We start from the raw sequence: 20,875 nt of genomic DNA on the forward strand, positions 1-20,875 counted from the left end.
TCAGTCGACGAACTCGCGGACGCCCGCCGCGTCTCGTGCGTTGAGCACGTCGGCCGTCTCCGCCCAGCCGCGGCGGGCGGTGTGGACGCCGTAGCGGACGTTGTCGAACTCGCCGGGGCTGTGTGCGTCGGTGTTCACGACGATGGTCGCACCCGCGTCGACGGCCACCTTGACGACCTCACCCCAGAGGTCGAGTCGCGCCGGGTTCGCGTTGATTTCGAGCGCGGTGCCGTGCTCGGCGGCGGCCGCGGCGAGACGGTCGAAGTCGGGGTCTAGCCCCGCGCGCTGATTGATGAGGCGGCCGGTCGGGTGACCCAAAACGTCGACTTCGGGATGTTCGACGGCCGCGACGAGGCGCTCGGTCGCCTCTTCGCGCCCCTGGTCGAGCGCGCTGTGCGGCGAGGCGACGACGACGTCGAGTTCGGCCAGCAGGTCGTCGTCGACGGAGATTCCTCCCTCGGCGTCGATGTTCGCCTCGACGCCGTGGAACACCTCGATGTCGGAACTCTCGCGCACGGCTTCGATTTCGTCCATCTGCTCGCGGAGGTCGTCGTCCTCGAGACCGACCCCGCCGACCATCCCCGGACCGGTCGCGTGGTCGGTGACGCAGTGGTAGTCGTAGCCACGCTCGGCGGCCGCGGCGACCATCTCCTCGACGGTATTGGCCCCATCGGACCAGTCGGTATGTGTGTGCAGGTCGCCGCGAATCTCGCCTTCCTCGACGAGGTTCGGGAGCGTACCGTTCTGCGCCGCCTGAATCTCGCCGTTGTCCTCGCGGAGTTCCGGCGGGATGACGGGTATATCCAGCACGTCGTAGATTTCGGCCTCGGTGCGTCCGCCGATTCTGTCGCCGACGCGTTGGCCCGCGTCGGGGTCGTCGACCTCTGAGATATCGAAGATACCGTACTCGTTGATTTTGAGGTCGCGGTCGATGGCGACGTTGCGCAGTTGGATGTTGTGGTCGCGGCTCCCGGTGAAGTACTGCAGCGCGGAACCGAACTCCTCGGGGACGACGACGCGGAGGTCGACGCGGATGCCGTTCGAGCGGAGACTCGCCTTGTGCTCGCCAGCCTCGATGACGCTCTCGGCGTTCGGCCAGTCCGCGAACGTCGAGACGACCGACTCGCTTTCGGCGCTGGCGGCGAGCACGTCCACGTCGCCGATGGTGTCGCGCCAGCGGCGAATCGACCCGGCGACCTCCGCGGATTCGACGCCGTCGTCGTCGCGGAGGTACGCGAGCAGTTCGTCGGCGACCGGGCGGGCGTCCCCGAGTAGTTCGCGCTCTTGGGACTGGCGAGCGAACGGGATGTTGTCGAGGATGTTCTGCTCGGTCTTCGCGCCGAACCCCTTCACCTCCTGTATCTCGCCCGATTCGGCGGCGGCTTCCAGTTCGTCGAGTGTCGTGATGCCGAGCGCCTCGTAGAGGTCGCCGACGGTTTTCGGACCGACGCCTTCGACGCTCGTCAGCGCGACCATGTCGACCGGGAGTTCGGCGCGGAGTTCCTCGAGCTCCTCGATTTCGCCGGTCTCGACGTACTCGACGACCTTGCTGGAGATGGCGTCACCCACGCCGTCTATCTCCTCGACGGCGTCTTGGCCCTCTCTGGCGAGGTCGGCGACGGAGCGGGGGTGACTCCGGATGTTCTCGGCGGCGCGGCGGTAGCTCTGCGGTTTGTACTCCACTCCCTGGGCTTCGAGGTACTGTGCGAACTCCTCGAAGCGGGCGGCGAGTTCGGCGTTGGTCGTCACGCGGACCACCCCGTCGGCGCGGGGCCGTCGTCGTGTCGGACGCTCGTGTTCATCGCCGCATCCGCCCCCCGGAGTCGTCGCGGCCGAGCGCCTGTCTGAGGAAGTTCATCCACCGCTTCTTGTCGGCGGCCTCCTGTAACTCCGCCTCTTGATTCAGATCCGTCGGGCGGAGCGATTCCAGCGCGTTGAGCGCCCGGTCGATGCCGACGATGCTCTCGACGAGCCGTTCGCCCTCCTCGTAGCTCACTTCGTCGTTCTCGATTTTCTGGAATCGCTGCAGTCGCTCGCGGCGGAGGTTCTTCTTCGCTTGGTCGACGCGCTCCTTCTCGCCCGGTGGGATGGTGTCGCGCCGCTTTATCTCGAAGACGAACTGGCGGAGGTCGATCTCCTCGCCCTGTACGTCGATGCGGTCGGGGATGTCCGCACCGACGGTCGCCCCCTCGCGGTTGACCCGCTCCAGCAACCGCTTCCGCTCGAACTCCTTCATACCTCCCGTTGCGTCGCTCGGCACTTCGCTCCTTCGCCCTCGGGACGGTCGGCAGCGGGGGCGAACGCGGCGAGAGCGCGGCGACGGTCCATCGACGGGAGGCGACGACCCATCGACACACAGACGGCGTCGATTTCGAGCGTTGCGACTAAGGGAAGACTCTTTACGCTCTTCGACAGTATCCGGGGGTATGGGTTTGTTCGACCGACTGCGCGGTAGCGACAATCCGCGCGTCGCTTTCATCGGAACCGACGGCGTTCCTTTCAGTCTTCTCGACGAACACCGCGATGAGTTCCCCAACTTCGCGCGTCTGGCCGACGAGGGCACCGCCGGGGCCATCGACAGCATCGTCCCGCCGGAGTCGAGCGCCTGCTGGCCCGCGCTGACGACGGGCGTCAACCCCGGCGAGACCGGCGTCTACGGCTTCCAGGACCGCGAGGTCGGCTCCTACGACACGTACGTCCCGATGGGCCGCGACGTGCAGGCGACGCGCTTGTGGGACCGCGTCAGCGAGGCCGGGATGGACGCGACGGTGATGAACGTTCCCGTCACGTTCCCACCGCAGCGAAACGTCCAGCGGATGGTCTCGGGCTTTCTCTCCCCCAGCGTCGACAAGGCGTCGCAACCGGACGAGCTCCGTGAGACGCTCGAATCGATGGGCTACCGTATCGACGTCAACGCCAAACTCGGCCACCAGGAGGACAAAAGCGAGTTCGTCGAGGACGCCCACGACACCATCGACAGGCGGTTCGAGGCGTTCTCGCACTACATCGAGCAAGACGACTGGGACCTCTTCTTCGGCGTCTTCATGACGACCGACCGCGTCAATCACTTCCTCTTCAAGGACTACGAGCGCGACGGCCCGAACAAGCAGGCGTTCTTCGACTTCTACGAGAAGGTCGACGACTACATCGGTCAGATCCGCGAGATGCTCCCCGACGACGTGACGCTCGTCGTCGCCTCCGACCACGGGTTCACCTCGCTCGACCACGAGGTCCACTTCAACACGTGGCTCGAACAGGAGGGCTGGCTCAGCTACGAGAGCGACGACCACACCGAACTCGGCGACATCGCCGACGAGACGCGGGCGTACTCGCTCATCCCCGGGCGGTTCTACATCAACCTCGAAGGCCGTGAACCGCGCGGAAGCGTCCCCGAAGACGACTACGAGGAGGTCCGCGCCGATCTGAAGGCGGAACTCGAAGCGCTCGAAGGGCCGGACGGCCGGAAAGTGTGCGACCGAGTCGTCGAGCGCGAGGAGGCGTTCCGCGGCGACCACGAGGATATCGCGCCGGATCTCGTCGCCATCCCCGCTCACGGATTCGACCTGAAAGCCGGGTTCAAAGGTCACGACGACGTGTTCGGCGTCGGCCCGCGAAACGGGATGCACAGCTTCGACAACGCCTCGCTGTTCGTCGACGACCCCGAGGCGAACATCGGCGAGGCCGACCTCTTCGACATCGCGCCCACCATCCTCGACCTGATGGAGATCGAGTACGAGCGCGCGGAACTCGACGGCGCGAGTCTCGTTTAGAGGACGATTCCGCCCGTCCCGCTGTTCGGGAGCCCGCCGGACGGGCCCGTGTTGACGGTTCTCGTTCTGTTCCTGCTGATAGCGTCGGCGATACCTGTCGGTGGGGCGGTGTGGGTGTATCGGGACTCGCGGGCGCGCACGGGGACAACTCCGATACCGTGGGCTCTGGCCACGCTGTTCTCGGGGGGACTCGCCGCGATACTGTACGTGCAGATCCGCGGCGAAAAATCATCGACCGAGTCGTCCGGTTTGAGAGACGACAGCGACCGAAACCGCACCTAACGCCGCTTACAACAACGAATCGATCTCGTCGTTGCTCCACATGTCGACGAGGTTGGGTTTCTCCTCGTCGGACTCTTGTTGGGCCTGTTTCGCGCGCTCCATGAACTGCTGGAGGCGCTCGGAGCGTTCGACGCCGCCGAGCAGGATGAGCGCCGCGAGGCGGCCGCTTTCGAGCGGGAAGTCACCGCCGCGGACCTGCAGACTGCCGGTCTCCTCCTCGACCCAGCTCCGGGCGCGTTCGACGCCTTTCCGCGAGATGGTCTCTGCCTGTCCGGCGACGACGACGAGCGCCGAGTCGGCCTCCGTCGCCTCGGGGAGACTCGTCCCCGTGAGAAGCGCTCGACGGACGGTGCTCATGATGGTGTTGATGTTGTCCTCGGCCTCCTCGCTGGCTTCGGAACTGGCGTAGCCGAGCGCCGCGACGCCGCCGGAGCGGAGCGTGTTGATGATTTCGGAGGAGTCGACGACCGATTCGCCGACGCCCTCGGTCGCCTCGCCGGACGCGAGAAGTAGACCGATGCGCTGGGCTATGGCCTGGTTGATGGCGTCGAACCCCTCCTCCATGCTCTCGCCGGAGGAGCGCCACGCGTCGTTGTCGACGAGAAGCACCGAATCGGCTTCACGGGCGACGGTCTTCAGCGATCGCCCCGCGTTCACTTGGTACATCGACCCCTCGTCGCGTCCGGGGAGGATGCCGAGGCCGTAGACGGGCACGTCGTAGACGCGCTTCAGTTCCTTCACGAGAACGGGCATCCCGCCGCTACCGGTGCCGCCGCCGAGACCGGCGACGACGAAGATGGCTTCCGCCTCGGCGGTGATGCGGCCGTCGAGCTCACCCATCACCTCGCGGGCGTCCGACTGCATCACTTCCGCGCCGAGTTCGTTGTCGCCGCCGACGCCGTGACCGCTGACGCGGTCCTGGCCGACGAGCACCGTGTCGAGCGGGAGGGGTTGGAGGTCTGCTTTCGCGCTGTTGACTGCAAGTGCGCCTCGGACTGCGCCGAAGCCCATCCGTGAGTCGAACTCAGCCAGCGCCGTGGCGAGTTTCCCGCCAGCCTGGCCTACACCTATCAGGACGGTTTTCATACCTCCTTCTATCGGGGTCACGTCTTCAAACTTCCCCCAGAGACTTATGAGAGAAAACGAGTCCACGTCGTAACACGATGGAGGAAGAAACCGCACGCGGAGACAGCTATTCCGACCACGAAACTCGTCTCAGTCGCCTCGAATCGCGTCTCGGCGCCGTCGAACGAACCGCGACGGGGACGGAGACGCCAGTCGCCGACCTCTCCGACGCCGCCGAGCTGGACGTGCGACTCACCGCCGTCGAAGAGAGCGTCTCGGACCTCGACGACCGCCTCTCCGAGCTCGACGCCGCGGTACAGGCGCTTCGTGGGTACGTCGGCGGCGTTCGAGCGGTCAACCGCGACGTCAAGCGCCGCGCCGACGCCGCCCTCGCCGCCGTGGAGTCGCTAGAACGTCGGCGCGCGGAGACCGACGTGATCGACGAACTCGCTGCAAACGTCGAGAGCACGACCGCGATGCGCGAATCGCCGCCGGACGACGACACCGGAGAAGAGACGAGCGCGGAGTCGAACGAGGGACTCGCCGCACGGCTCCGAGAGACGTGGTGATTCGACTCGTCGTCACCGTCGCGCTCGCGGTCGTGCTCACCGCCGCGTCGCTCCCCGCCGTCGACGCGGCCCGCGACGACCGGACGGCGACTCACCTCGACGGCGAACTCGTCCGGGTCGTCGACGCCGCGCGGGACCTCCCCGAGACCGAGGACGCGACGAGCGACGAATCGCTGGCCGCGCGCCGCGTCGTCTCCGTCCGGATTCCCGAGCGGTCGCTGACGAACGCGCACGTCGACTACGTCGAACTCGACGGCAGCGGCGGTTCGACTGCCCGCCCGTCGCTCAGCTACCGACTCGGCGGCCACGAGGAGGCGAGCTATCGTCTCGCGGAACCCGTGTTCGCGACACCGGGCGGCCCGCTCCGCCTCTCGGCGTCGGGCACGCACCGACTCCGTCTCTCGTTGCTCGAACGCGGCGGTCGACCGGTGGTGGCGGTCGGGCGTCTCGACCCCCGAACGACGTCCGACGGCGGCGGCACGGGCTGAAGTTCAAGTAGGGAGAGGCGACCACCCCACCGCATGCGACTGCTCTCGCGGTTCGAAACCACCGACGCACCGTCACACGAGGCCGAAGAGACGGACTGCCTCTGTGACCCGTCGTTCGTCGAACCGAGCGGCACGGGCGTCGGTCGCCTCGTCGAACTCGTCGTCGACGCCGACGACTGCTCCGGCGGCGGCGATCTGGTCGCCGACTCAGCCTGTCGAGCGACCGTCGTCGACGCGCTCAGCGGGTGCGACGCAGACGTCGTCCGAACCCGCTCTCGCGGCTACGAACGAGCGTACGACGGCGACGCAGTGGCGCTGTTGCTGGCCGCCGGACGGTTCGTCGAGCGGGCGGCGTTCCACGATACGGCCGTCGCAGACCGGGCGCGGCGGGACCCTCTCGGCGCGGCGCGAGAGGCGACGGGACGCGCCGGACCCGTCGCCCGAATCGCCGCCGAGACCGGCCTCGCGGAGGGCGCGGCCCGCGTGTCGACGTACGAGGACGCGCTCCGACCGTTCGTCGGGCCGACGCTCGTTCGCTCGCGGGTAGCGCTGCGACCGCCCCCGGACGCGACGCTCGCGGACCGCTGGTCGCTCGACACCGGCGCGACGGTCCGGCGGTACGAACGCGACGGCGGTCGGGATTGGTATCAGCTCGACCCAGCGTTCACCGAACTCGACCGGGCGGCCACTGCGACGCTCCGGGAGGCGCGAAGCGCGCTGGCCGACGGCGTCGGCGGCGCGGGCGAGCGCGCACCGGGGCGGGCGGTCCGCGCCGTCGCCGACGGTAACGGCGACGACGGCGACAGCGGTGGCGGGACGCCGGTCGAGCAACTCGCGGCGCTCCTGACGAAGCACACGCGCGGCCACGGCGTCCTCGACGACTTGTTTTCGGACGCTCGGGTCTCGGACGTGTTCGTGACCGCACCGGTCGAGTCGAACCCAGTTCGCGTCGTCGTCGACGGCGACCGTCTCGACACCAACGTTCGACTGACGCCGTCGGGGGCGGCGGCGCTGGCGTCGCGTTTTCGACGCGCGAGCGGTCGGCCGTTCTCGAAGGCGGACCCGACGCTCGACGCGGTGGTCGACGCCGAGAGCGGGCGAATCCGCGTCGCGGCCGTCTCGGACCCGGCGAGCGACGGCCTCGCGTTCGCGTTCCGCCGCCACGACGACGCCCCGCTGACGCTCCCGGCGCTGGTCGAAAACGACACGCTCTCCCCCGACGCCGCCGCGCTGCTCTCGTTGGCGGTCGAACGCGGCACCGCCGGACTCGTCGCCGGAACCCGAGGGGCCGGGAAGACGACGCTGCTGGGCGCGTTGCTGTGGGAACTGCCGGTCGAGACGCGGACCGTCGTCGTCGAGGACACGCCCGAACTGCCGGTCGAGGCGCTCCAACGCAACGACCGCGAGGTTCAGACGCTCCACGTCGGTCTCGGTGAGAACGCGACGCTCACGCCGGTCGAGGGCGTCAGAACCGCACTCAGACTCGGCGAGGGGGCGCTCGTCGTCGGCGAGGTGCGCGGCGAGGAGGCCGCCGCACTATACGAGGCGATGCGCGTCGGCGCGAACGGCAGCGCCGTCCTCGGGACCGTTCACGGCGACGGCGGCGCGGCCGTCCGCGAACGGGTCGTCTCTGACCTCGGCGTTCCGGAGTCGTCGTTCGCCGCGACCGACCTCGTGGTGACGCTCTCGCCGAGCGGCGGGCGGCACGTTGCCCGAATCGAGGAGGTTCGCGTGAGTGATGGACGTCTCCGCTTCGAGACGCTGTTCGAGTACGCCGACGGCGCGCTGAGACCGACCGGTCTCGTCGACAGGGGGAACAGCGCGCTCGTCGCCTCCCTCGCAGGGTCGGGCGAGCGATACGCCGACGTTCGGGACGCGCTCGGGAAGCGACGTCAGTTGCTCGAAACGCTCGCTGGGAACGGTCGAACGCGTCCGACCGACGTCGCGACGGCGTACGTGGGTCGATGAGCGCCGGTTCGTCGGTGGGTGTCGAAGACGGAGCGTCCGCGACGACCGCTACCGTCCTTCGAGCGCTTTCCCGTCTCGTCCCCCTCGAAATCGACGCCAGCGACTCGCTCGCCGACGCCCTCTCGTATCTCGACTCGCCGGTCTCGGCCGAGACGGTCGTCCGCGGCGGTTACGGGGTCGCCGTCGTCGTCTCGCTGTGTACGCTTCCGGTCGGCATACTCGCCCTCCCTGCCATCGCCGCCGTCCCGTTCGCGCTGGGGGTGGGACTCGCCGCAGCCCACGTCTCCCACCGAGTGCCGGTGCTACTCGCTCGGACGCGACGGGCCGGGGCGCTGGGTGACGCCGCCGGTGTGGTCAACCGGGCCGTCCTCCGCCTTCGACTCGAACCGACACCCGAGCGCGCGGCCGCCTTCGCCGCGCGGACGGGACAGGGACTGTTGGCGTCGAGCCTCGCGGAGCACGTCCGCCGTGCCCGCGGGACACCACACTCCGGGATGGCGGCGTTCGGCGACGAGTGGACGGACCGACTGCCGGCGCTCGGACGGGCGACGACGCTGCTTCTCGCCAGCGCGGCGGCGACGCCCGGCGACCGCGAACGCGGGCTGGAGCGCGCGCTCGACGCGGTGCTCGACGGCACGCGCGACCGACTGGCACGCTTTGCCGACAACGTGCGCGCGCCGCTGTCGGGGGTGTACGCCTTCGGCGTCCTGCTGCCGCTGGCGCTGGTTGGGGTCCTCCCGGCGGCCGCGAGCGCGGGCGTCCCGGTCGGGACGCTCCCGCTGGTAGTCGTCTACGACGTGCTCCTCCTGCTCGTACTGCTCTCGGCGGGCGTGTGGCTCGTCAGCCGTCGACCAGTCGCGTTCCCGCCGCCGCGCGTCGGCCTCGAACATCCCGACGTGTCGGGGTCGCGCCGTCGCCGATATCTCGCCGTTGCGGCCGCGGCGCTCGCCGTCGCGGCCGCAGGCGCGGCCGTCGTCGACCCGTGGACCGCGCCGCTCGTCGGCGTCGGCGTCGCGGTCGGTGGGGCGCTCGTCGTCCGATACCGACCGGTTCGACGGGTTCACGCCGACGTGCGGCGGGTCGAAGCCGGACTCGACGACGCGCTGTATCTGGTCGGCCGCCACGTCGTCGAAGGCGTCGCCGTCGAACGCGCGCTGGACCGCGTCGCCGACGAACTCGACGGCGCGACCGGTGAGATGTTGGCCGACGCCGTGACGACACAGCGGGCGCTCCGCGTCGACGTTCGCGACGCGTTTCTCGGCGACGACGGGGCGCTCTCGGCGGTTCCGAGTCCGCGGGCGCGAAGCGCGGCCGAACTGCTGGCGCTCGCGGCGACGGAAGGCGCACCCGCGGGCGCGGCGCTCGTCGCGACGGCCGAGCAACTGAGTCGCCTCCGACGGCTCGAACGCGAGGCGCGGCGAGAGCTGGCGGAGCTGACCGAGACGCTTCAGAACACCGGCGCGCTGTTCGGGCCGCTCGTCGGCGGCGCGACGGTCGCGCTCGTCGAGCGGTTGGACGGCGCATCGGCGTCCGCGACGCCGGAAGCGGCGGCGTTCGGGACGGATGCAGCGGACGCTACGGGCGCGGCAGCCGGAACCGCGTCCGCCGCGGGGTCGGCGCTCGGTGGCGCGCCGGGGACGGCGACGTTCGGCCTCGTCGTCGGCGTCTACGTCCTCCTCTCGGCGGTCCTTCTGACCGCGCTGGCGACGGCCCTCGAACACGGACTCGACCGTGTGCTGCTCGGCTACCGAATCGGTCTCGCCCTGCTCGCGGCGACGACGACGTATCTCACGGCGTTCGTCGCCGCCGGGTTGCTCGTGTGAGGGTTTAAAACGGAGGAGGAGGCCAACCCGCCTCATGTTCGACGCACCCGTAGAGACGTGGTACACGTGGCTGGGACTCGCCGTCGCGAGCGTCGCGATGCTCGGCGCCGCGACGACGTTTCCGGCGACGGCCACACCGGACGCGGCGGGCGTCGCCGACACCGTCGACGGCGTCGCCGCCAGCGAGTATCCGGCCACGGCAGAACACCCGCTCGCGGCCGAGGCGATTCGAGTCGGCCCGCATCGGCTGAGCCTCCGAAACGACGCCGGGACGACCCACGCCTCGTTCGTTTTCGGACCGGTGACGCCCGTTGCACCGGGGTCGCGGCTCGAAACCGTCCTCCACGGCGTCCCGCCGGGGGAGGCGTTCGACAGTCGACGGGCGTTCACGCAGGCGCTCATCGAGGCCCGAACCGAGGAGTCGACGTGGCAGACGGTCGATCGGACGCTCGTCGTTCGGCGCGCCGAATGGGGGGAGAGCGATGCCACGCTCGTCGGCGCGTAGGCCACGTCGGTCTCGTGGGGCGGATGAGGCGGGTGAGGCGGGTGAGGTGGGTGAGGCGCGTCGGTCGGGTGGAGCGAGTTGGGTGCGCCGGGCACGCCTCGCGGGCCGGGAGAGTCGGGCCCAGACGGAGCCGACGACGGCACTCGTCGCCGTCTTCGCGGTGGTCGTCGCGCTCTCGCTCTACGCCGTCACCTTCGAAGAGGCTGTGCCCACCGGAGAGCGAGCGATCTCCGAGACGACGCTCGAACGCGCGTCGGCCGAGATAACCGACGGCGGGGTCGCCGACCCGACGGCGCTCGGACGTGCCCGTGACGCCGCCCCGGCGGGTTATCGGCTCAACCTCTCGCTCGCTGTCGGGGAGCGGCGGTGGACCGTCGGGTCGGTCGACCCGGCGAACGTCGACGGTGAGGGGGCTGCGGACAGGGCGAGTCGACGACTGAGTGTCCGCCTCGCACCGGGTGTCGTCCGGCCCGGCCACCTGCGGGTGGCGGTGTGGCGATGACGAGCAGCGTCCTCGACGCCGCGCTCTGCTTGCTCCTCGTCAGCGCCGCCGCCGTGACGCTGGCTGACGTGCCGACGGGAGCCGACGAACCCGCCGCCGACGCCTCACGGACGGCGGAGATGCTCTCGACGACCACCGCCGAGGTCGACTACACGCTCGCGAGCGGGGCGCGCCGCGCCGACGACGCCGAGCGGTTCCCCGTGACCGACGGGCCGGCGTTCGACCGCCGCGCCCACGGGTCGCTCGCGGAACTGCTGGCCGAGTCGACGACGGCGACCCCGAGAGTCGACGGAGAACGCGTGACGCACACCGGTGACGACTTCCGACGACAGGTTCGCGCGGCAGTCGCCCGCGCGTTGCCGCCGCGGACGCACGTCGTCGCGCGGTGGCGGCCGCACGTCGGGTCGAGCGTCGGGGCGTCGACCAGCGTCGGTGAGGAACCGCCGGCGTCGGCCGACGTTCACACCGCAGTCCTCTCGGTGCCGACTGCCAGCGACTCGGACGCCGACGCGGCCGCGCGGAGCGCGATGGACGACGGGTTCGCGGGTGTCGCGACGATTGTCAGCGACCGACTCGTGAACGCGTGGTTCCCGCCGAAGCGAACCCGCCTGGCGCTCGGCGGCGACTACCCGACGTCGGCGCTCGTCGGCCACCGATACGACAGGGCGGCGGCGCTCTCCGGGGCGACGTTGCCGTCTGCGCCGAACCGTTCGACGGTGTCGACGGCGAACGCGCGACTCCTCGCAGCGCTCGAACCGCGGGTCGAATCTGACCTGAGACGCGTATTCGACTCGCCGGCCGAGGCGGCGGTGGCGCTCTCGGGTGGAGAGGTCCGCATCACGGTTCGGCGGTGGTCGGCGTGAGTCGCTCCGACTTTCTCGACGGCAAGCGCGGGCGCGTCCCGTTCGCGCTCGTCGGTGTCCTGCTTCTCGTGACGAGTTCGGCCTTCGCCGCGACGCTGGACGGTCCCGCCCCCGTCCGCGACGACGACGTGGGGACGACGATGGAGCGCGTCGAGGCCGAGTCGGTCACCGCGCTCCGCGTCGCCGCCGACGAGGCCGCTGTCGACGCCGCGGCGAATCCGGTCACTACGCGGGCCGAGACATCCGCCGGAAGGGCGCTCAACGAGTCGGCGCCGTTCGTCGACTCGCTCCGGATTCGCGTCTACCTCGCGGCGCGGGAGCGGTTCGAGCGGACGACGGACCGTCGCAACGGCGTCGCGACGACGGTGTCGGTGCCACCGGTACGGAACGTTTCGGACCTCCGGCAAGCGAAGCGATCCGTCACCGTCGAGCGCGTCGACGAGGGGACGGCGATGCGCGTCACGCTCGAAAACGTCACGCGGACGGCGACCCGCGGCGGTCGGGTCGTCGCGACGCGGACGGACTCGCTGACCGTGACCGTGGCGAACCCGGTGCTTCTCGCACACGACCGAACCGAGTCGTTCGAGGCGCGCCTCGAACGACCGGCGCTCACAGGTCCGGGACTGGACCGACAACTGACCGCGCGACTGTACGCCGTCGCCTGGGCCCGCGGCTACGCGCAGAACCGCGGTGCGCCCATCGAGAACGTCGTCTCGAACCGCCACGTCGGACTGTCGACGAACACCGGCGTCGTCGCGGTGCAGCGGGCGGCGTTCGGTCGGAGCGACCCGGCGGCTCGTCGCGGCGTCGAACGGGCGACGGCACGGGTCGGCGCGGCCGACCTGCTGGAGTCGACGCCGCCGGACGAGGAGGCAGTCGCGGCAGAGGTTCTCGCTCCGCCGAACGACCCGACCCCTCCCGAGACGGAGGTCCCCGCGCCGTCGACTCCGTCGAGAGAAGAACGGTCACTCACCGTCGGTGTCAACCGAACCGCCGATGTCGCGTTCGTCTCGCTGCTCGACGGCGAGCCAGCGGCTGTCGAAGGGAGCAAGCGGTCGCACCGGCCCCAGTCGCTGGCGGAGACGCTCGACGCGGCGTACCGCGTCGACGCTCACCTCTCGACGCGCGTCGAGCAGACGAGAGAGGGAACGCCGGAACGACCCTCGTCGCCCGGTCGCAACTGGAGTTCCGTCGCCGACGAAACGGAGACCCACGTCTCGGTGTCGTCGGGCGACGCGACAGAAGCCGAGAGGAACGGCGTGCGTGTCGAGACGGCGACGCGCCGCGTCGTCGAACGCCACGTCCGAACGACGACGTGGCGACGGGGCAACGAGACGAAAACGACCCGAGCGACGTGGACTGACCGGTACCGCGTCGGTATCTCGATGGACGTCGAACGGCGCTCACTCGACGGCGTTCCGTCTCGGCCGGTCGACCCGAAATTCGAACGCGGCGGCGCGCTCGACGGTCCGAACCTCGGTGACGTTCCCGAGCGCGCGTGGACGGCGATGGTCGACCGGCGCGGCGGTGTCGATGCCGTCGCTCGGCGAGCCGTCGGGGATGCCGCGCCGAGAACCGAAGCGGACACGAGGACGAAAACGAGAACGACGACGTTCACCGGCGAACGACCGGACAGCCTCGGGTCGTGGGCGTACGACGACCTCTCGGCGTTCAGAGCGGACGTTCGGGACGTCGACGTCGAGGTCGATGCGACGCGCGTCGCGACCGGCGAGGCGAACCCGCCATCGGAACTGGCCGTCGAACTCCGTTCGCACCGGTCCGAACTACTCGACGCCCCCGAGACGTACGACGGGGCGGCCGACCGGGCGCGCGTCGCGGCGCGGGCGGCGTACCTCGACCGCGTCCTCGCTCACCTCGACGTCCGGGCCGACCGGACCGCGGAGCGAAACGACCGGGTGGGCGAGACGCTGTCCGACCACGGGTCGACGGCGTCGTCGCCGTCCGAACTCGGCCGCCTCGTCGAAACCGCCGAGGGGACGGTCCGACCGGAGTCGCGGACGTTCGGCGACGACGCGCCGGCGAGCGACGTAGCACTCCGTCCCGATGGCTCGCCCGCCTACCTCACGCTCGGCACCGTCGAGCGGGCGCACGCGCCACCGATTCCGGCCAACGCGAGCTATCGACCGCTGGCCGCCCGGAACACGAACCTCGTGACGGCCCCGTACGACGACGTGGCAGACACCGTCGTCGGCCGCGCGCTCGAGGGGTCGGAGCAGGTGAATCTCCGGACCGGCGGACAGGTGCTCGTCGTGGCGAACCGGACCGCCGCCGCGACCGGGAACGAGACGCTGGACGAGCGGCGACAGCGGCTCGGGACCGAGGTCGGAGACGGCGTCGACGTGACGAAGGAAGCGGCGCGGACGACGCTCGAACGGTAGACCGAGTTGTCGGCGACGCAACGCCGCACCGCCGTCGACCGCGGGTTCGCCAACTGGGAGGGCCACGGGCGGCGAGCGCTCGCCGCCGGCAACGGTTCGGCGGCGACGGCCGTCGCCGAGCAGGTCGGCGAGCGGCGCGGTTGGCACGACAGGCGGACCGACCGTCTCGCGGTCCGACTCCGGACGTCGATGCTCGACGCGGCCCGAAGCGACGCCGCCCAGGTCGACCGACGACCGACCGAGCGCACGTCCGAGACGACGCAGTATCTCGCCCGCTACGCCAAGAAGAAACTCGCCGAGGGGCTGGAGAGCGGCACCGAGCGAGCGACGGACCGCGCACGAGAGAAAGTACGCGACCGTCTCGAAGGGACGAAGTGGGCCGACAAGGCGCTCGTCGGCGTCCCCTCGGGGCTCCCCGTCGCCCCCGTGCCGGGGTACTGGTACGCGACGGTCAACGTCTGGACCGTCGAGGCCCGGGGGGAGTACGCGCAGTTCGTCGTCACCGCCCGACGCGGCACGGCGGGATCGAGCGACCTGCGGTACGTCCGCGACGGTGACCCGGTGACGCTCGACGTCGACGGCGACGGCGAGGCCGAGCGACTGGGTCGGAGCGAGCGTATCTCCTTCGAGGCGCAGACCACCGTCGTCGTGGCTGTCCCCCCGACGCCGCCGGGCGTCGGCGACGTCGACGGCGATGCCGACGAACGGTCGGGTGGGTGGCCTGCTCCGGGGTGTGAGCCGGAACCCCGGTGTCGACCGGACGCCGCTCCCGACCCGCGTTCCGAGTGACAACCGTTTTGGCCGACGCCGGGCGAGTTCTCCCATGCTCTACGACGCCGCAGAGAGTCCGGGGTCGCTGACGCCGAACGAGTTGCGCGCCGCCTACGACTCGCAGTTGGCCGCCGTCGTCGACGCCGAGGGCGTCGAGACGGTCGCCGCCGAGTCGGGCGTCGACCGCGACCGCGTCGTCGCGCTCGCCGAGGGCGAGTCCCCCGACCTCACGCTCGAAGAGGCCGCCGGTATCCTCGCCGTCGGCGACGGCTACCCCGACCGGGAGGCCATCGTACTCGAACTGCGCGACCACCTCCTGCTGGGGATGACGACGGGCGTCCTCGACGTGGATACCATCGCCTCGAACATCGACGCCGACCTCACCGGCCAGGAGGTCCAGCAGGCGCTCGAAGGGCGGACCGCCTTCCCGCTCGACGACCTCGCGGCGGTCCACGCGTTCATCGCCGAGCGGAACGACCGCTGATGAGTCCCCGCAGCGACACCGACGGCGACGACGCCGCCGAGCCGAAACGCGTCGTCGTCCTCGGCTGTGGTTACGTCGGCACCGAACTCGGCCGCCAGTTGACGGCGGCGGGTCACGACGTGGTCGGCGTCCGCCGCTCCGAGGAGGGACTGGAAGCCATGGAAGCGGCCGGATTCGACGCCGTGTGCGCCGACGTAACCGACGCGGCGTCGCTCGAACCGGTGCCGGACGCCGACTGGCTGGTGTTCGCCGCGAGCTCCGGCGGCCGCGACGCCGACGCCGCCCGCGAGGTGTTCGTCGACGGGCAGCGGACGGCGCTCGCGGCGTTCGGCGAGCGCGATGACGGCCCCGAGCGGTACGTCTACACGTCGAGTACCGGCGTCTACGGCGACCACGGCGGCGACTGGGTCGACGAGGAGACCGAGATACGGCCGACGACGGAGAAGACGCGGGTTCTCGCGGCGGCCGAGCGCGTCGCTCGCGAGGTGCCGCGCGAGTACGGCTTCGACGGCACCGTCGCCCGCTTTGCGGGGCTGTACGGCCCGAAGCGCTATCGGCTGGAGCGCTACCTCGAAGGGCCGGTGACCGAGGGCTATCTCAACATGGTCCACCGCGACGACGCCGCTGGAGCCATCGCGTACCTGCTGGAGCGCGACCACGGACACGACGGGGTGGTGCTGGTCGTCGACGACGAACCCGCCGAGAAGTGGGCGTTCGCCGACTGGCTCGCCGACGAGTGTGGCGTCGAGCGCCCGTCGAAGCGGACGAAGGCGGAGCGACTCGACGCGGGCGACCTCTTGGAGGCGGCACGACGACGGATTCTCACGAGCAAGCGCTGCTCGAACGCGCTGCTCCGCGAACTCGGCTACGAGTTCCGGTACCCCGACTACCGCGCAGGGTACGCCACCGCAATCGAGCAGTATCGGAGAAGAGAGCGCTGAGAGTCGCGTCGTCGCCTTCCTGTCCCTCCGAACCCGCACGAATATATTTGGGGAACCTTCTTACCGGTCGACTTTGACAGACGGAGTATGCCGAGTAGGGTCGCCGCGACGGAGGCGCTCTCCGACGCGGAGGTGTTCGTCCGCGAGAACCCCGAGATCGCGACAGTTCTGGCCGTCGGTCTCGTCGCGCTGTTCGGCGTCAGCTACGCGCTTCAGTGGTTCCGCCGCCCGATGGGGGTGCAGTTCAAGCGAGCGCTGTCGAACCTCGACGAAATCGCGGTGTTGATGCACCCGAACCCGGACCCCGACGCGATGGCGGCGGCTATCGGCGTCGCCTGCCTCGCCGACCAGGTGGATACGCAGGCACGTATCCAGTTCACCGGGCAGATACGCCACCAGGAGAACCGCGCCTTCCGAACCGTCCTCGACTTGGACCTCGAACAGATCGACCACGTCTCCGAAATCGCCGCCGAGAACGTCGTCCTCGTCGACCACAACACGCCGCGCGGGTTCGCCGGGGCCGAGAGCGTGCTCCCGTTCGCCGTCATCGACCACCACCCCGGCGACGGCGCGGGCGAGGAGTTCACCGATGTGCGAACGAACTACGGCGCGAGCGCCAGCATCGTCGCCGAGTACTTCCGCGACATCGGCGCGAAACCCGTTCCGCCCGACCAGCACGCCAGCGAGATAAACGCCCGCTACACGATGCCGTCGACGGTGGCGACCGGTCTGCTGTACGGCATCCTCGCCGACACCAAACGGCTCACGTCGGGCTGTGTCGCCGCCGACTTCACCGCCAGCGGCTATCTCTACCCCGGCGTCGACGAGGACCTGCTGGACCGCATCGCCAACCCGCAGGTCGGCGCGGAGGTGCTGGAGGTGAAAGCCCGCGCCATCGCGGGTCGGAAAGTGCAGGGCTCGTTCGCCGTCAGCGACGTCGGCCCCGTCTCGAACGTCGACTCTATCCCGCAGGCGGCGGACGAACTGATGCACCTCGAAGGCGTCACCGCAGTCGTCGTCTGCGGCGAGCGCGACGGCACGGTGTACCTCTCGGGTCGCTCCCGCGACGACCGCGTCCACATGGGCCGTGCGCTGGAGGCCGCCGTCTCCGACATCCCGAGCGCGTCCGCCGGTGGTCACGCCCGGATGGGCGGCGGTCAGATTCCGCAGGTCGACCCGGCCGGCGGCGACGTGCCGAGCCCCGTGCCCAGAAACGGGCTGGTCGACCGCCTGTTCCAGACGCTCACCGGCGACGTGTGAGCGCTGGCACGCGCTCGAGGCCACCGACGCGCGCCCGACGCGTGACCGCCGACGTGAACGCTTTTTCACCGGCCGCCCGTATCGTGTCCATGGCTACCGCGAGCGGCACGTGGGGGTATCGGGACCGCTTCGGCGACAGTTTCGGTCGCACCTACTTCCGCCGGTTCGGTCCCGGCGTGGTGTCGAGCATCGGTATCGGCACGTACCTCGGCGACCCGACTGACGACGTCGACGACAGGTATCGGGAGGCGCTCGTAGCCGCGTTCGAGAGCGGCGTCAACCTCGTCGACACCGCGATAAACTACCGCTGTCAGCGGAGCGAGCGCGTCGTCGGCCGCGCGCTCGACGAGGCCGACGTCGAGCGGGATGAGGTCGTCGTCGCCACGAAGGGCGGCTTTCTCCCGTTCGACGGCGATCGGCCGAGCGACCCGAGCGAGTACGTTCGCGAGCGGTTCGTCGAGACGGGCCTCGTCGACATCGACGACCTCGCTCGCGGCAGTCACTGTCTCGCTTCCGACTACCTCGACGCGATGCTCGACCGCTCGCTCGACAACCTCGGTCTCGACAGCGTCGACTGCTACTACGTCCACAACCCCGAGACACAGTTGGCGGTGCGCGACGCCGACGCGGTGTACGACCAGTTGGAAGCCGCCTTCGAGCGCCTCGAAGAGCGGCGAACCGCGGGCGATATCGGCGGCTACGGCGTCGCGACGTGGGAGGCGTTCCGCGTGCCGCCCGAGCACCCGAGCTATCTCTCGTTGGCGGAGGTCGTCGCGTGCGCCGAACGCGCCGCCGACGCCGCCGGCAACGAGGAGTCGGGACTACTTGCGCTCCAACTACCGTTCAACGTCGAGATGGCCGACGCGTTCACCGCGAAGGTCCACGAGCGTCGCGGTGGAGACGGCGAAGCTGGAGGCGACGAACGCGGGGAAAGCGACCGGGTGAGCGCGCTGGAGTTCGCCCACGACACCGGCCTCTCCGTGTTCGCGAGCGCGAGTCTGAAGCAGGGCGACCTCGTAAGTCGGATGCCGGAGGCGGTCGCCGCGGAGTTAGAAGGCGACTCGACGGCACAGCGCGCGCTCAACTTCGCGCGGAGCGCCCCCGCGGTGACGGCGGCGCTCGTCGGGACGAGTCGTCGAAAACACGTCGCCGAGAACGTCGCCGCAGGGACGTTCGACCCACTAGGCGCGAAGGTGTTCGACGCCGTCTTCGAGTGAGGGCCGCCGCGCTACAGTTCCTTCCACTCGCGGCCGCAGTCCGGACAGCTACGAACCGCGAACACCTCGTCGGGGTCGTTGCGCTTCTTCAACGTCTCCTCGCACTCCTCGCACGCGAGACGCCCGTACGTGTCTTTGTCGAGTTCTCCCTCGCGCAGACCCTTCCGGGTGGATTTCATGCTCCGCCATTATCGCCCACCCCACAAAAATAGTCCGGCGGAACTGGTTGCAAATAGCGAACGTCCGGATTCGGGCACCTCTCCCGTCGGATCGACCGCGAGACGGCGAAGGGACGCCGACTCCGTCGTAATCGGCTTGTTTTTTACCCGTCCGTCCTCAGAAGGAATCGATGGAGTACGTCCAAGAGCGAATCGCGACGCTCCACGACCTGACCGCCCCCGCCCCCGCCGCCCCGGCGGACCGCGCCGCCGTCGTGTTGCCGATGACCGAACGCGAGTACGCCAGCCTCGCCGCCGAGCGGGTCCTCGCGGAACTAGAACGCGTCGGCCCCGCACGCGTCGTCGTCGCCCTCCGCGCGTCACCGGACCGTGTCGGCCCGTTCGCCGAGTGGCTCTCGGAGTTCGACCTCCCGCTGTCGGTGGTGTGGTGCGACGGTCCGACGCTCTCGTCGTTTCTGGCCGAGGAAGGGCTCAACGGCCGACGCGGCAAGGGTCGCGACGTGTGGTTGGCGCTCGGGCAGGCGCTTTCCGAGGAGTTCGTCGTCGTCCACGACGCGGACACGAAGACGTACTCTCGCTCGTACGTTCACCGGCTACTGTTCCCGCTCGCGCACGGCTACGGCTTCTCGAAGGGGTACTACGCCCGCGTCGAGAACGACCGCCTCTACGGCCGACTGTTTCGGCTGTTCTACGCGCCGCTGGTCGCGGCGCTGGCCGAGGAGGCGGACGCGCCGGTTCTCGACTACCTCTCGGCGTTCCGCTACGCGCTCGCCGGGGAGTTCGCCGCGACGGTCGACGTGGCTCGGCACCTGCGCATCCAGCGGACGTGGGGTCTGGAGGTGGGGACGCTCGGCGACGCGTTCTCGCTGGCGGGGTTCGACGGGAGCGCGCAGGTCGACCTCGGGGCGTACGAACACGACCACCGGGCGGTCGGCGGTCCCACGGGCCTCTCCGAGATGAGTCGGTCGGTCGGCGCGGCGTTGCTGCGGGCAGTCGAAGACCACGGCGTCGACCCCCCGTACGAGACGCTCCCGACTCGGTACCGGGAGACTGCCCGCCGATTCGTCAAGCAGTACGCCGTCGACGCGGCGTTCAACGGCCTCGACTACGACCGAAGCGACGAACGCGAGCAGGTCGAGCGGTACGCGGCCGCCATCGCCGTCCCGGGCGGCGACGACCGGCTTCCCGCGTGGGCCGACGCCCCGGTCTCGCCGGAGACGGTCGCCGAACTCGCCGAAGCCGACCTTCGGGAGGCGGCCGAATGAGCCGAACGTACGACGACCTCGCGGGCGTCGTCGACCTGTTCGGCGCGCTGACGCACGGGGAACTAGAATCCGCGCTCGACGAACTCGCGTACAAACAGGGGTCGAGCACCGACGTGAAGGCGCTCACCGAGGCCGTCGACGGCGCCGTCGAGGAGTACTATCTCGTGGAGTACGTCGCCACCGCGGACGACCGGAGCGTCGAGACGAGCGAACCGAACCGGCGCGCCGCCGAGGACCGGACGTTCGTGACGGTCGGCCCCGCGGCGTTTCCCTCGATGCCGCCGAACGCCGAGGACCTCCCGCACATCCTCGACGTGCCGCGGCGGGAAGTGGACCGAGGGGCGCTCGGCGAGCAGGTCCGCGAGCGTCTCGCGGCCGAAGTCGAGACCGCGGCGGACGAAGACGACGAGGACCGACTCGAACGGCTGTACGACGTGACGTACGACCTCGACGCGTGGGCCCCAGTCGAGACCGACGAGATACGCGAACGGTTGGATGCGCTTCTTCAAGATTAAGGCCGTCGA

Annotated in this window: 19 protein-coding genes and 1 pseudogene; 16 read left to right on the plus strand and 4 right to left on the minus strand. The window is 70.1% G+C overall.

Translation table 11 applies throughout. The features are described 5' to 3' along the window. Entirely contained in the window at window positions 1-1,749 is a 1,749-nt protein-coding gene (gene polX, locus LAQ74_RS10435; protein ID WP_224332489.1) for a DNA polymerase/3'-5' exonuclease PolX, read from the minus strand. Window positions 1,750-1,798: 49 nt separating this feature from the next. After that, the gene (locus LAQ74_RS10440; protein WP_224332490.1) at window positions 1,799-2,236 is read right to left on the minus strand and encodes a DUF5788 family protein; all 438 of its coding nucleotides are present in this window, start codon (window positions 2,234-2,236) and stop codon (window positions 1,799-1,801) included. A gap of 8 nt (window positions 2,237-2,244) precedes the next feature. Between LAQ74_RS10440 and LAQ74_RS10445 the strand changes: the two genes are divergently transcribed. Both LAQ74_RS10445 and LAQ74_RS10450 read left to right on the plus strand, forming a co-directional pair. Further along, window positions 2,245-2,388, plus strand: coding sequence for a hypothetical protein (locus tag LAQ74_RS10445; RefSeq protein ID WP_224332491.1), 144 nt, complete (start codon window positions 2,245-2,247; stop codon window positions 2,386-2,388). Between the two features lie 38 nt (window positions 2,389-2,426). Then, entirely contained in the window at window positions 2,427-3,770 is a 1,344-nt protein-coding gene (locus LAQ74_RS10450; protein WP_224332492.1) for an alkaline phosphatase family protein, read from the plus strand. 288 nt (window positions 3,771-4,058) lie between these two features. On the opposite strand, the gene LAQ74_RS10455 is transcribed toward LAQ74_RS10450, so the two are convergent. Continuing rightward, complete coding sequence (locus tag LAQ74_RS10455; protein WP_224332493.1) at window positions 4,059-5,138, minus strand: tubulin/FtsZ family protein; 1,080 nt, start codon at window positions 5,136-5,138, stop codon at window positions 4,059-4,061. A gap of 77 nt (window positions 5,139-5,215) precedes the next feature. Between LAQ74_RS10455 and LAQ74_RS10460 the strand changes: the two genes are divergently transcribed. From LAQ74_RS10460 to LAQ74_RS10520, 12 genes and pseudogenes are all read left to right on the plus strand, one after another. Beyond that, the gene (locus LAQ74_RS10460) at window positions 5,216-5,686 is read left to right on the plus strand and encodes a DUF7310 family coiled-coil domain-containing protein (protein WP_224332494.1); all 471 of its coding nucleotides are present in this window, start codon (window positions 5,216-5,218) and stop codon (window positions 5,684-5,686) included. Beyond that, window positions 5,683-6,174 carry a DUF7311 family protein gene (locus tag LAQ74_RS10465; protein WP_224332495.1) on the plus strand — a complete coding sequence of 164 codons (492 nt, stop codon included), beginning with the start codon at window positions 5,683-5,685 and terminating at the stop codon, window positions 6,172-6,174. The genes LAQ74_RS10460 and LAQ74_RS10465 overlap by 4 nt, the downstream gene beginning before the upstream one ends. 33 nt (window positions 6,175-6,207) lie before the next feature. Next, window positions 6,208-8,142 (plus strand): type II/IV secretion system ATPase subunit, encoded by a 1,935-nt coding sequence (locus tag LAQ74_RS10470; RefSeq protein WP_224332496.1) that lies wholly within the window; start codon window positions 6,208-6,210, stop codon window positions 8,140-8,142. Beyond that, on the plus strand, window positions 8,139-9,965 hold the full coding sequence (locus LAQ74_RS10475; RefSeq protein ID WP_224332497.1) for a type II secretion system protein: 1,827 nt from the start codon (window positions 8,139-8,141) through the stop codon (window positions 9,963-9,965). Before LAQ74_RS10470 ends, LAQ74_RS10475 begins: the two co-directional genes overlap by 4 nt. Before the next feature lie 34 nt (window positions 9,966-9,999). Further along, a complete protein-coding gene (locus tag LAQ74_RS10480) occupies window positions 10,000-10,470 on the plus strand; it encodes a DUF7283 family protein (RefSeq protein ID WP_224332498.1) in 471 nt (156 codons plus the stop codon). A gap of 82 nt (window positions 10,471-10,552) precedes the next feature. Next, window positions 10,553-10,972, plus strand: coding sequence for a DUF7285 family protein (locus LAQ74_RS10485; RefSeq protein ID WP_224332499.1), 420 nt, complete (start codon window positions 10,553-10,555; stop codon window positions 10,970-10,972). Beyond that, on the plus strand, window positions 10,969-11,835 hold the full coding sequence (locus tag LAQ74_RS10490) for a DUF7284 family protein (RefSeq protein WP_224332500.1): 867 nt from the start codon (window positions 10,969-10,971) through the stop codon (window positions 11,833-11,835). The genes LAQ74_RS10485 and LAQ74_RS10490 overlap by 4 nt, the downstream gene beginning before the upstream one ends. Then, window positions 11,832-15,023: pseudogene (locus LAQ74_RS10495) on the plus strand (DUF7286 family protein). The gene LAQ74_RS10490 and the pseudogene LAQ74_RS10495 overlap by 4 nt, the downstream one beginning before the upstream one ends. Before the next feature lie 34 nt (window positions 15,024-15,057). Beyond that, entirely contained in the window at window positions 15,058-15,489 is a 432-nt protein-coding gene (locus LAQ74_RS10505; RefSeq protein ID WP_224332503.1) for a DUF5791 family protein, read from the plus strand. Then, window positions 15,489-16,430 (plus strand): SDR family oxidoreductase, encoded by a 942-nt coding sequence (locus LAQ74_RS10510; RefSeq protein WP_224332504.1) that lies wholly within the window; start codon window positions 15,489-15,491, stop codon window positions 16,428-16,430. The genes LAQ74_RS10505 and LAQ74_RS10510 overlap by 1 nt, the downstream gene beginning before the upstream one ends. A gap of 87 nt (window positions 16,431-16,517) precedes the next feature. Further along, window positions 16,518-17,690, plus strand: coding sequence for a DHH family phosphoesterase (locus LAQ74_RS10515; protein WP_224332505.1), 1,173 nt, complete (start codon window positions 16,518-16,520; stop codon window positions 17,688-17,690). 89 nt (window positions 17,691-17,779) lie between these two features. Beyond that, window positions 17,780-18,907, plus strand: a complete 1,128-nt coding sequence (locus LAQ74_RS10520) for an aldo/keto reductase (RefSeq protein ID WP_224332506.1) — start codon at window positions 17,780-17,782, stop codon at window positions 18,905-18,907. Between the two features lie 11 nt (window positions 18,908-18,918). Here the strand turns inward: LAQ74_RS10520 and LAQ74_RS10525 are convergent, their stop codons facing one another. Continuing rightward, window positions 18,919-19,086 carry an HVO_0758 family zinc finger protein gene (locus tag LAQ74_RS10525; RefSeq protein WP_224332507.1) on the minus strand — a complete coding sequence of 56 codons (168 nt, stop codon included), beginning with the start codon at window positions 19,084-19,086 and terminating at the stop codon, window positions 18,919-18,921. Window positions 19,087-19,256: 170 nt separating this feature from the next. On the opposite strand from LAQ74_RS10525, the gene LAQ74_RS10530 reads away from it, so the two are divergent. Both LAQ74_RS10530 and LAQ74_RS10535 read left to right on the plus strand, forming a co-directional pair. Next, complete coding sequence (locus tag LAQ74_RS10530; protein WP_224332508.1) at window positions 19,257-20,351, plus strand: glycosyltransferase family protein; 1,095 nt, start codon at window positions 19,257-19,259, stop codon at window positions 20,349-20,351. Then, the gene (locus LAQ74_RS10535; RefSeq protein ID WP_224332509.1) at window positions 20,348-20,866 is read left to right on the plus strand and encodes a DUF7109 family protein; all 519 of its coding nucleotides are present in this window, start codon (window positions 20,348-20,350) and stop codon (window positions 20,864-20,866) included. Before LAQ74_RS10530 ends, LAQ74_RS10535 begins: the two co-directional genes overlap by 4 nt. The last annotated feature ends 9 nt before the right edge of the window (window positions 20,867-20,875 follow it).

Source organism: Haloprofundus halobius (genome assembly GCF_020097835.1).
Taxonomy (GTDB): domain Archaea; phylum Halobacteriota; class Halobacteria; order Halobacteriales; family Haloferacaceae; genus Haloprofundus; species Haloprofundus halobius.